9 protein-coding genes and 1 pseudogene are annotated in these 11,859 nt (G+C 51.2%); 6 read left to right on the forward strand and 4 right to left on the reverse strand.

Annotation, left to right across the window (positions count from 1 at the left end):
- Positions 1-54: 54 nt before the first annotated feature.
- Positions 55-1,371 carry an MFS transporter gene (locus HEP82_RS18455; protein WP_192459406.1) on the forward strand — a complete coding sequence of 439 codons (1,317 nt, stop codon included), beginning with the start codon at positions 55-57 and terminating at the stop codon, positions 1,369-1,371.
- Between the two features lie 140 nt (positions 1,372-1,511).
- On the opposite strand, the gene HEP82_RS18460 is transcribed toward HEP82_RS18455, so the two are convergent.
- The 3 genes and pseudogenes from HEP82_RS18460 to HEP82_RS18470 all read right to left on the reverse strand — a co-directional run bounded on the left by HEP82_RS18460 (position 1,512) and on the right by HEP82_RS18470 (position 5,144).
- Complete coding sequence (locus HEP82_RS18460; protein WP_192459407.1) at positions 1,512-3,170, reverse strand: methyl-accepting chemotaxis protein; 1,659 nt, start codon at positions 3,168-3,170, stop codon at positions 1,512-1,514.
- 991 nt (positions 3,171-4,161) lie between these two features.
- Positions 4,162-4,332 (reverse strand): annotated as a pseudogene (locus tag HEP82_RS20030) (transposase); the annotation flags it as partial.
- A 161-nt stretch (positions 4,333-4,493) separates the two neighbouring features.
- Positions 4,494-5,144: a CPBP family intramembrane glutamic endopeptidase gene (locus HEP82_RS18470; RefSeq protein WP_192459408.1), complete on the reverse strand. Its 651-nt coding sequence runs from the start codon at positions 5,142-5,144 to the stop codon at positions 4,494-4,496.
- A gap of 798 nt (positions 5,145-5,942) precedes the next feature.
- On the opposite strand from HEP82_RS18470, the gene HEP82_RS18475 reads away from it, so the two are divergent.
- The 5 genes from HEP82_RS18475 to HEP82_RS18495 all read left to right on the forward strand — a co-directional run bounded on the left by HEP82_RS18475 (position 5,943) and on the right by HEP82_RS18495 (position 11,536).
- Entirely contained in the window at positions 5,943-6,917 is a 975-nt protein-coding gene (locus HEP82_RS18475) for a chemotaxis protein (protein WP_192459409.1), read from the forward strand.
- 347 nt (positions 6,918-7,264) lie between these two features.
- A complete protein-coding gene (locus HEP82_RS18480; RefSeq protein ID WP_192459410.1) occupies positions 7,265-7,717 on the forward strand; it encodes a MarR family transcriptional regulator in 453 nt (150 codons plus the stop codon).
- 120 nt (positions 7,718-7,837) lie between these two features.
- Positions 7,838-9,016, forward strand: a complete 1,179-nt coding sequence (locus HEP82_RS18485; RefSeq protein WP_192459415.1) for an efflux RND transporter periplasmic adaptor subunit — start codon at positions 7,838-7,840, stop codon at positions 9,014-9,016.
- A gap of 5 nt (positions 9,017-9,021) precedes the next feature.
- Positions 9,022-10,548 (forward strand): DHA2 family efflux MFS transporter permease subunit, encoded by a 1,527-nt coding sequence (locus HEP82_RS18490; RefSeq protein WP_192459411.1) that lies wholly within the window; start codon positions 9,022-9,024, stop codon positions 10,546-10,548.
- Positions 10,549-10,636: 88 nt separating this feature from the next.
- On the forward strand, positions 10,637-11,536 hold the full coding sequence (locus tag HEP82_RS18495; protein WP_192459412.1) for a helix-turn-helix domain-containing protein: 900 nt from the start codon (positions 10,637-10,639) through the stop codon (positions 11,534-11,536).
- Between the two features lie 119 nt (positions 11,537-11,655).
- On the opposite strand, the gene HEP82_RS18500 is transcribed toward HEP82_RS18495, so the two are convergent.
- Positions 11,656-11,859: IS3 family transposase (locus HEP82_RS18500; protein WP_192459413.1), on the reverse strand; the 204-nt coding region annotated here is incomplete at its 5' end.

Here is an 11,859-nt window from a genome sequence, read left to right on the forward strand (position 1 = left end):
CTGTATCCTACCCATAAATAAAAATGCAACCCTATTAATCAGGAGTTGTTGTATATGAATATATTAATTGCAGTAAAACGGACACGAGTCCGTTATGTCATTTTATTGTTTCTTTTCCTTGCCACGGTATTTAATTATGCCGACCGTGCCACGCTTTCCGTCGTGGCGCCAATAATGAGTAAAGAATTGAATTTTGATCCAGAAACAATGGGATTAGCATTTTCCGTATTCGGCATTTCTTATGTCGCGATGCAAATTCCCGGTGGCTGGCTGCTGGATCGTTATGGTTCTCGTCTGGTCTACGGTTGGGCATTAATTGGTTGGTCGTTAGTAACCTTATTCCAGGGCACCATCTACCAGTTCGCCAGCCCTATTATGGCACTGGTTGTTCTGAGATTAATGATGGGGGCGATTGAAGCACCCGCTTTCCCGGCCAATAGTCGTCTTAGCGTACAGTGGTTCCCGAATAAAGAGCGCGGGTTTGTGACCTCGGTTTATCAGGCGGCGCAATATATTTCGCTGGGGCTAATTACACCGCTGATGACGATTATTTTGCATAATCTCAGCTGGCATTATGTTTTTTATTACATCGGCGCCATCGGTATTATTCTGGGCGCACTTTGGCTGATGTATGTGCAGGATCCTTATCGTCATAAGAAAATCAACCAGGAAGAGCTCGATTATATTCGTGATGGCGGCGGCGAGCCTGAATTGGGTCGCAAAGAACAGAGTACGAAACTGACGCTGTCCGATATCAAAAGTGTGTGTATCAACCGCATGATGATTGGGGTCTATATTGGTCAGTTTTGTCTGACGTCGATCACCTGGTTTTTCCTGACCTGGTTTCCGACCTATCTGTATCAGGCTAAAGGCATGTCGATACTCAAAGTTGGCTTTGTCGCCGCTATTCCGGCGCTCGCTGGCTTTATCGGCGGGCTGCTCGGTGGGGTGTTTTCCGATTATCTGTTACGCAAAGGATACAGCTTAACCGTGGCGCGCAAGCTCCCTATTATTTGCGGCATGTTGCTGTCCTGCACCATTGTGGCGGCGAATTACACCGGGTCGGAATCGATCGTTATCGCGGCGATGAGCCTTGCGTTCTTCGCCAAGGGCTTCGGTAATTTGGGCTGGTGTGTGCTGAGCGATACCTCGCCCAAGGAACTGCTGGGGATTGCCGGCGGGGTGTTTAACATGTGCGGCAATCTGGCAAGTATCGTGACGCCGCTGGTGATCGGTTTCATTCTGTCTGTGACTCACTCGTTTGACTACGCCATTTTGTACGTCGGTTCCATGGGATTGGTAGGGCTGGTGTCCTACGTCTTCATCGTGGGGCCGCTGGTACGGCTCGCGCTGCCGGGTAAAGCGGAATAAGCGGGTGTCGTATCGGTTTTGTGCCCTGTGGCATAACGATGCTGTTCCGGCGTGTTGAACTCCTTACGGAACAGCATTTTTTTCTCACCATCACGAAGGGGCCGAGGCCCTTTCGCTGTTTCAGCCGTGTTTGTCAGGTATCAGAAGGATGTCCAGTCCTGCGAACTGCCGCTATTTTTCGTGGATGACAACGCCAGTGTGACTTCGCGGTTTTCCGGACGCTCAGGTTGCCGGGTGGCGCCGGTAGCGGGGCGCTGGCCCAGCTTGAAGGTATTGACGGTTTGCGTCAGCGCGTCGGCCTGCGCCTGTAACGACAGGGCGGCCGCAGCGGATTCCTCCACCAGCGCGGCGTTTTGCTGGGTGGTGGTATCTATCTGCCCGACTGCCAGGTTGATCTGATTGATACCGTCGCTCTGTTCACGGCTGGCTTGCGATATCTCGCCGATGATGCTGTTAACGTCCTGTACATGTTCGACCAACCCCGTCATGGTGGTTTCGGCGGTATCGACCAGTTGCATACCGTCCTGAATTTTTCCCACCGAGTCGTCGATCAGATCCTTGATCTCCCGTGCGGCAGTGGCGCTGCGCTGCGCCAGCGAACGGACTTCCGAGGCCACCACGGCGAATCCGCGGCCTTGTTCTCCGGCTCTGGCCGCTTCGACCGCCGCGTTAAGCGCCAGGATATTGGTCTGGAAGGCGATGCTGTCGATAACGCTGATGATCTCAGCCATACGTTGGGATGATTCGCGGATGCCGCGCATCCGCTGTGTGACCGATGCCATAACGTCGCTGCTGTGTTTGGCGGTATCCGTCGCTTTATCGGCGATCTGTGTTGCCTGCTGGGTATTGTCCGCCGTGTTTTTGACGGTGGAGGTCAACTGCTCCATTGACGATGCGGTTTGTTCCAGCGAGCTGGCCTGTTCTTCCGTCCGGGCGGAGAGATCCTGATTCCCGGCAGCGATCTGGGACGCTGCCGTGGCGATGGTTTCCGCGCCATCGCGCACCTGGCTGACGATGTGGCGCAGACTGTCATTCATTCTTGCCAGCGCCGCCAGCAACTGGCCGGTTTCGTCGTTGCCTTTGGTGACGATCCTTGTGGTCAGATCGCCTTGCGCCACGCTGTTGGCGACGGTTAACGCTTGTTGGATCGGGTGGGTGACGCTACGGGTGATAAGCCAGGAGATGATACAACCGACGATCGCGCTGAGCGCGGAGATAAACAGCAGCAATGCCCGGGTTTGGTTGTAACTATTGGTCATCTCATCCACCATGCTTTGCATGACATTGTCCTGATAGTCGACCAACTGGCGCACTTGCTCGCGGTACTGGCGTTGCACGTTGTTCATCGTAGTGGTGAATTCGCTGATGGCGCCATCGCGATCACCGGCATTGAGCTGTGCGACCAGTCTGTCGCCAGAGGCTAAAAAGAGTGGGCGAATTTTTTTTATTTCCTCCATAACGCTCCGGCTTTTTTCCTCATAGGCATCGCCATCCAGTTTATTGATCAGTTCTCCGACCTGTTTGCGAAAGCCGTTGATCATGGTGAGCGTCTCGGCAACTTGCTTTTCATCCGACACCAGCAATAAGCGCTGATACGCCACCAGGGTACTGTTTACTGCGTCGATCAGATCGTTGGCGGCGACAGTATCAGGGTAAACATCAGTGACAATTAATTTGGCATCTTCATGGAAATCAGAGAGTTTTGATGTTGATAGTATGCTGACAAAAAACAGCATCAACACCAGAAAAGCGAAACCGCTCCCCATGCGATAGCCAATACGCCAGTTTGATATATTCATTTTTGCTCCTTTGCTATTGCAGACAACATGTGAAAATCAAGTTGTTTTCTGTCAAGAAAACCGCATCAGCATTGAGGTAAAACGCTATCTACTGATGCAATATGTCAGGGGGAAATCATCAATGTAATGCTGAGTGAAATAAGCATCGTGGCCTGCAAGGTAAGAGTAGATTATTAACCAGAGCAGTGAATGATCTGCCTGTAATAATAAAATCTCCTCTTTTATCTGACTGACTATCTATTGAGGCATGCCGTCAGAGCCCGTACACAGGCAATAATGCCAAAGGGCCGAAAGGAGTGAACATGATGAATGAACCTCGCGTATTTGAATACGTTCGGTTTTTTGCCTGAATACCCAGAGTAAAATGGTTGGTGTACAAAGTTACACCGCACAAAATATATGGAATAACAGCTAAATTTATTAGCCTGATAAAAGCCATTATCATAAGTGGGCTAATATTGGCTTTAATGAATAGTCATGTCTTCACTCATTTTCTATCTCAATCATTTTTCCCTGACACTCTTTTTATTATCGTCAATCAGATGAATAACTTTACACATTTGATCGTTTTTATCACTCGAAAAAAAAATAACGATAGCTTTTGTCGATTGTAAAAGTCATATCGATCGTCACAACCATATGAAATACAAAAAATCATGGCTAGTTGCCGACTGAGAGATAAGTCATTGTCTGTTGCTACAGGTAAATATGGCGGCTGATAACGGAAATTATTCGATAAAATGTCGTATCTGAGGGGATAACATATTGTAGGCGGTGTCCCTTAACTCAACAATTGCTTCAAAAATAACCTGGTAGCCTCCAGTTTAGCTTCTGGTTGTTTTTTCCGAGCGGGTGGCAATACGGTGATTTTCGTTGAGTATCGCAAAACAATGCTGCACGACATTGTGTTTTTTGTTCAGGTGCGTGTCGAGGGGCCGACGTCCGTCCTGACTGGCCTTCTCTTCGGCCACTGACGATAACGCTCAGGTCAATCCCGCCAGGGCGCATCAGAGCAAAGAACCCAGAATATGTCATGCATGACATGTCTGTGCGCAAAGTAAGGATGCCCATCAGTGGAGGATCCTCTTTCAGGTGGCAGCATGGGAGACATCAGCGCCCATGCAGCATCGGGGAAATCGTGATGGGCCGAATTAAAGAACACTTTGTTTGTGGTGAAATCAACTCCCTGATTGTAAACGGTCTCAGCCTATCGATGTTGGTTGACCAGACGTGAAAATGATACTGGCATGTGGCGGCATAAATTGAATTTTCAGGGAAACGTGCCTGATTATGGGCATGAGTGCGGTGTGGGGGAGGGTGTCATCACCCCGCCGCCAGTACCGCTGTGATTGACAACATGTTATTTAGCGCATGCAGCACGATGGGCGCCAGCAGGCTGTTGGTGTGCAGCCGCAGTTGGCACAGGATGATCGAGAAGACGAATAGCCAGACGAAAGTGGTGGGCGACAGGTACTGAGCATGGCTGAGGGAGAAGATCAGCGATGTCAGGATGACGGTAATCTGGGTTGCATGTTTTCCCCACCCTAACCGGGCATTGAGTAGAAAACCGCGAAAGATAACTTCTTCAATCACTGGCGCCAGCAGGCACATGGTGGGGATCAGCAGATAGAGACTAAGCGATGGCATCTGGGGAAGGCTCATCATCCAGCGTTCCGGCTTGCCGAACAGGCCGTGTATCAGTGCCAGCAATAACAGCGCCAGCATCGGCAATAACGATTTTCCAGGATGGAGTTTACCCAGCGGCATCAGCCCGTAATGCTTCTGGTATTGCCGCCAGGCGATCAAAACAAAAGGCAGCCAGATAGCGAGATACAGCAACGGCGTAGCCAGACCTGCACGATATAGCGCGCGGTAGCCGGGAAGTACGGTAAACAGCAATGAAAGCGCAAACCAGGCGAGGAAAACGGCCAGGCAGACTAACGAATGGATAACTTTGTCTGAAGGTGGGTTCATTCAGGCGTCCCGCGATTGGCAGCCTCGATAGCTGCAAAATAGGCGCCGGACAAGGCCCGCCGGCGCAACCTGTTCGGCAATTGTGCCGCTTGAAGGCAGTATACCTACTGTCGCTGAGGCGAAAATGAAGTCCGGCGCTTTCTTGATGATGTTGCGTGTGCAGTCTCAAAAATAGGGGCTGGTGTAGGGCGTTTCGTCGGGGGGATGGCATGATTCGAGGTTAAGCTGATGCAGACGTTTTTTACTCAGGAATCGGCGATAACTTTTTTTAGACAATGTTCTTATCTGGATCGTTTATACCGGCGGCTTCATGTTTTTTACCCCGTCTTGGCCGATGGGAACTTCGATATGCCTCGTGTTTAAATTGTTCGTCGTTTCTGGGGTGATATTGCCTTTGCCGATATTCACTCAATAACCTAACCGATGCATTTTGATTGATGCTATTTGCCGTGATCCGGAAAGAAAGACAGCGCTCAATAATGTGATAACAGTCATGATTATCACATTATTGAATACAACGATAACGGGAAAAGACAGTGACCGCTTAGCACGACGAATGTTATCGGCAGTAGAAAAATGGTGGATGTCGAGTGGCTGGTCTATGCTTTTTAAAAACAGGAAGATGCAACAGACAATATGAGACAAATATTTTCTTTTTTCATGGCAGATAAGAACCAAGAGTTATTTGAAGAGAGCTATTAATCGCGTACAGTGAGTGGCTATGGGATTAATCCCAATTTGCTGTCACTGATTTGCCTTGCTACCGTACATTAAATAAATATTCGTATTGAGGACAGAATGGATAAATTTCAAAGAGAGATAGAGGAAAGAACCAATCTTACCTCATCTAACAAGTTTGAACTGCTGCTGTTCCGTTTGGGGTCTCCTACTGGTAAAGAAGAATCAGAGCTATACGGTATCAATGTGTTTAAACTCCGGGAAATTGTTCCGATGCCGGAGTTAACCAAAGCCGCGGGTATGGTGCCGCCGATGTTGGGTATGATCAATATTCGTGGTCAAATCATTCCTGTCATCGATCTTCCCAAAGTAGTGGGCAGCGTACCAAACACCGGACTGAACATTCTTCTGGTCACGGAATATGCGCGTAGCACTCAGGCGTTTGCCGTGGAATCGGTGGATGATATCGTTCGGCTTGACTGGAGCCAGGTCAATACGGCCGAGGCCGGCGTCGGCAGCAGTTATATCACCAGTATTGCCCGTCTCGATAACGATCCGAACACCAATCGTTTAGCGTTGGTGTTGGATGTTGAGCAGATTCTGCATGACATCATCCCGACCGAGCGTGAAATCAAGATTGAGAAAGTCGAAGATAAGACGTTCGATATTAAGCCGGGCGCTGTCGCTATTGTGGCTGAAGATTCTAAAGTGGCGCGCACCATGCTTGAACAGGGGCTTAAGATCATGAGTATCCCCTATATCATGCACATCACCGGTCTGGAGGCCTGGAACAAGATCAAAGCCATGGCGCAGGAAGCGCAGTCAGAAGGCAGGCCGATTTCCGATAAAATTGCCTTTGTGCTGACAGACCTGGAAATGCCTGAAATGGATGGGTTTACGCTGACGCGGAATATCAAACGCGAAGAGTTTCTGAAAAACGTTCCGGTGATCATCCATTCTTCACTGTCCGGTAGCGCCAACGAAGACCATGTGCGCAACGTCGGAGCGGATTCTTATGTCGCCAAATTTGAAGTCAACGAACTGGCGGCGGCGATTCATGGTGTGCTCGACAAGGTAAAACCCGCCGCACGGTAATGCTGCAATGCCCTTGTCTGCAAACGGAATGCGGGCAAGGGCGATGGTGTGCCTCCCTTCCAATATTTGTTGATGCTGTTCAGGCTCTGCATTTCTCCCACAAGGGTCATGTACGAATTACCCGCTCTACGAGCGATGTGCTGAATAAAATGAAGCACATAATCCATTGAGTTATGCATTCCTCATCGGTTCTTTTTTTTGCCGTCGGGCGCATGTGTTTACCTCTATCCCAGCTGGGATAGCACGCATTGCCACATAAAATCTGGATGCAAACAAGAATCGATATTGTGATTTAGTTGACTAGGCAGTAAAGTCATTTGAAATTAATGCCTGGTCAATTTTGTGATATGAAAAAAACGACGGAAGAACTTCAAATACTCGGCCTGCTGATTCATTTGGCCAACCAGTTTAAGGATCACCTTCTCAACGACTATTTTGCGGATAGCGATATTACGGCGCCGCAGTTCAAGGTGTTGATCAGCATACATAAAGGGTTCACCAGCCCAGTGGATGTAAGCAAAAACGTCATGATGGACGGTGGCGCGTTGAGCCGCATGATTGAACGGATGGTGAAACGCGAGTTGATTCTGCGCCAGCCGCATCCCAATGATAAACGTCAGATAATTTTGGCCTTGACGGACAAGGGCCGGGCGATTTGCCAACTGTTCGAGCAGGAAGGCATGCAAGTGTTGCCGGTGCAACTGACGACTCGTTTGACGCAGGAAGAGGCGGTGCAACTGGTACGTTTACTGACCAAAATGCTGCCGGATGACGTTACCGCTCGTTATTTACCCTACTAAACGGTTTACACCATGGGTAGGAGATTGGCAGGGCGCCGCCAATGTGCGACCGGATTGCGTAAGCACCAGGAACACTTAAGAGCAACAAACTGGCTGGATACATAAAAGGTTAATGACATGATGGATACCACCTCCACTTCCGTTTCTCCGGCACCCGGACGACGTAAACGTCAGTTTGCCATTCTGTTCGTTGTACTGTTGCTGGCTGCTGCGGGATGGGGCGCTTACTACCAGTTCTATCTGCGTTTTTATGAAGCTACCGACGATGCTTATGTGAGCGGCAACCTGATCACGTTGACGCCCCAGATCAGCGGCACAGTGACAAAAGTCAGTGTTGATGATGGCGATTATGTGGAGAAAGGGCAGGTGCTGGTGCAGCTCAGCCCGAGTGACACACTGATCGCGCTGCAACAGTCGGAAGCCTCGCTGGCCAAGACTGTGCGTGAGGTTCGGGGGCTTTACAGCACCGTCGACAACTATCAGGCCCAAGTCGTGTCCAAGCAGGTGGCGCTGCAACAGGCGATTGGCGATTACAATCGCCGCCGGGGCTTGGTGGCCAAAGGCGCTATTTCCACCGAAGATTTGGCGCATTATCAGGATGCGGTCAACAGCGCGCGTAGTGCGCTCGATGCAGCCGAGCAGACTTTGCGCACCAACCAGGCGATGGTGGACAACACCGTGATTGACGATCATCCGGATATCAAAAGTGCTGTAGCCGATTTACGCAGCAAATATCTGGATTGGGCGCGGAGCACTATTGTCGCGCCGGTCAGCGGTTATGTCGCCAAGCGTGCGGTTCAGGTGGGGATGCGGGTTAGCGCCGGTGCGACGCTGATGTCAATTGTCCCGCTCGAACAGGTTTGGGTTGATGCCAATTTCAAAGAAAGCCAGATGCAACAGATGCGGTTAGGGCAATCAGTGACCCTGACGGCGGATATCTATGGCGACAACGCGCAGTATCACGGCACGATACAGAGTCTGGGGATCGGTACCGGCAGCGCGTTCTCGCTGTTGCCTGCGCAAAATGCCAGCGGTAACTGGATTAAGATCGTACAGCGATTGCCAGTACGCATCGCGCTGGATCCCGAGGCGTTGAAGCAGCACCCGCTGCGTATCGGGCTGTCGATGCAGGCCCGTGTCGATCTCCGCGACAACCACGGCGAATTGTTGCCGACGGCCACCGTTAATACGCCGCGCTACAGTACGGATGTGTATGACGATCCGTTGCAGCAGGCCGACAAGCTGGTGGCGAAAATTCTGCACGACAACAGCCTGCCGCTAACGGGCAGCCGGGGTTAGCCGCGATGAACGATAAAGCCGCCTTTACGCCGCCGAGCCTGGCGCTGGCGACGCTGGCGATATCGCTGGCGACATTTATGCAGGTGCTGGACTCCACGATAGCCAATGTGTCGCTGCCGACGATTGCCGGGAATCTGGGCGTCAGTTCGGATCAGAGTACTTGGGTGATCACCTCGTTTGCCGTGTGTAACGCCATTTCCCTACCGTTGACGGGCTGGTTTTCGCGCATTGTCGGTCAACGTCGGTTGTTTATTGTTTCGGTGTTGTTATTCAGCCTGGCGTCGTTTCTCTGCGGTTTTTCGCACAGCATGACGGAACTGATTGTTTTCCGCGCATTGCAGGGTTTTTTCGCCGGCCCGATGTACCCCATGTGTCAGACGTTGTTGCTGATGATCTTCCCGCCTTCTCGTCGCAACATGGCGCTGGCGTTGTTGGCGATGGTGACGGTCGTCGGCCCGATCGTCGGCCCCATTACCGGTGGGTGGATTACCGACAATTATTCCTGGCCGTGGATTTTCTATATCAATGTGCCGATCGGCATATTCGCCTCGTTCGTGGTCTGGATGCAGCTGCGCGATTGGCAAGACAGCACCGAACGCGCCAGCGTGGATTATGTCGGCATCGGGCTGCTAGTGCTTGGCGTCGGTTTGCTGCAGGTCGTGTTGGATAAGGGTAACGATCTGGACTGGTTCGGCTCGTCGGAAATTGTCGTCATGTCCATTATTTCGGCGGTTGCGTTGGTGTCGTTTGTGATTTGGGAATTGGGGGAGCGTAATCCAATCGTCAATCTGAGGTTATTCGCCGATCGCAATTTCACTGTGGGCACTGTGGCGCTGATGTTGGGATACGCTGCGTTTTTCGCCATCAACGTGATCTTACCGCAGTGGCTCCAGACCTGGATGGGATATACCTCCACCTGGGCCGGCCTGGCGGCGGCACCGATGGGGATGTTGCCGATGCTGCTGACGCCGATCATCGGCCGTTATGGGAACCGGGTTGATTTGCGTCTGCTCGCCACCGTGTCGTTTGTGATTATGGGGCTGTCATGCCTGATGCGGGCCCAATTCAATACCAATGTGGATTTTGCGACTGTGGCGGGCGCGCAGCTGTTTATGGGGAGCGGCGTGGCGTTTTTCTTTGTGCCGCTGACCTCCATCCTGCTGTCCAGCCTGCACGGCAAAGACGTGGCGGAAGGGTCAGGTCTGGCGACGTTTCTGCGTGTGCTGGGCGGCAGCTTCGCCTCGTCGCTCACCACCTGGCTCTGGTCGCATCGTGAGATTTATCACCATGCGATCCTGAGCGAGAGCGTGTCGGTCTATAACCCGTCAGCAGTGAGCTATCTCAACCTGATGGGAGGGATCAGCCAGGCCAATCTGGCGCAGGTGGACAAGACGTTGCAACAGCAGGCGTGGATGGCCTCCACCATCGATTATTTTTATGTGCTGGGCTGGGGGTTCATGGGGTTGATCGTGATCATCTGGTTTGCCCGCCCTCCATTCACCCGAACGGGGCCGGCATCGGCAGGGCATTAGTCATCATCGCATTGATACACCGGCATTTTGATCTGTCGGGTTGTTCAATCAGTAGGTGTTTTTACCCTTCTCAATGGGAGTTAAAATCATGTTATCCATCATGCCGCCTATTATGAAATTTATCGCCGATCTGGTCGGCTGGATTGAAAGCCATCTTGAAAGCCCTCTGATGATCAGCGACGTGACGGCGAAATCGGGTTACAGCAAATGGCATTTGCAGCGGATGTTCAAGAAAGAGACCGGTATTTCGCTCGGGACCTATATTCGTAACCGGCGTCTGAGCCAGGCGGCGGTAGAGCTGAAGCTCACCAGCCAGACCATTCAGGAAGTGGCGTTGCGTTACTGTTTTGATTCCCAACAATCCTTTACCCGCACGTTCAAAAAACATTTCGGCACGTCGCCGGGCCATTACCGTAAGCAGTCATCGTGGGATTTCTCCAGCCTGCAGCCGTCTCTGCGGCTCAATGTGAATGCAGTGCCGGTGCCTGAGGTGGTAGCGTTGCCCCGACGGCCGGCCAATAGCCGTCGTTTTGAATACACGCAAGTGGTCGATGATCTGGTTCAGGTCAATAATATTGCCCATCGCCCGACTTTATGGGAGAAGGCATGCGGCCGTAGTCGCGCTGCGGATGTGTCTATCTATGTGTCTTCGACGGTTTATCCGGACGATAACCGCATCAAGCGCCAGGTGAGGGTGAGCTATGATGTTGGTGTCATCACGCATGCGGAAGAACTGCTTGCGGATGATGACGGTATCGGGGAACAGGGCACTGATGTGGATAGTTATCTGCGATTCCGTTTTAGCGGTGATTTGCAGGAATATCAGACCTTTCTTCGGGCAATATATCACCATATCCTTCCTGGCCGGCCCTATACGAAGATGGGAAACCATGACTTGGAGATTGTGCGTTGTCAACGCCGGCCAGATGGTGCGATAGATACCGGACAGTTTGAGGTTGACTATTTTATTCCATTTAATCGTCATTAAATGATGGTCGGGATGTTTATGCTTCTCGACTGTTCCAACGACGGTTTGTGATATCAGCCGCCTGAGGCGTTATTCTTGGTGCCCGCATTGTCAATGCGGACGGGCCTGACCTGTAGTGGTCAAGTAAAATTGGCCACGGTTTTACGGTAAGAACGATATCTATTTTCCGATTCTTCCGGTGTCAGTCCTCCATTATAGTAATGGGGTCTGACACTGTTGTAATAGCTCAATATATAAAGACTAATCTGCTTCTGTGCTTCATGTTTGTCACGGTAGCCATCTGTCGGTACCCATTCTGTCTTCAGGCTACGGAAGAAGCGCTC

Source organism: Musicola keenii, assembly GCF_014855505.1.
Lineage (GTDB): Bacteria > Pseudomonadota > Gammaproteobacteria > Enterobacterales > Enterobacteriaceae > Musicola > Musicola paradisiaca.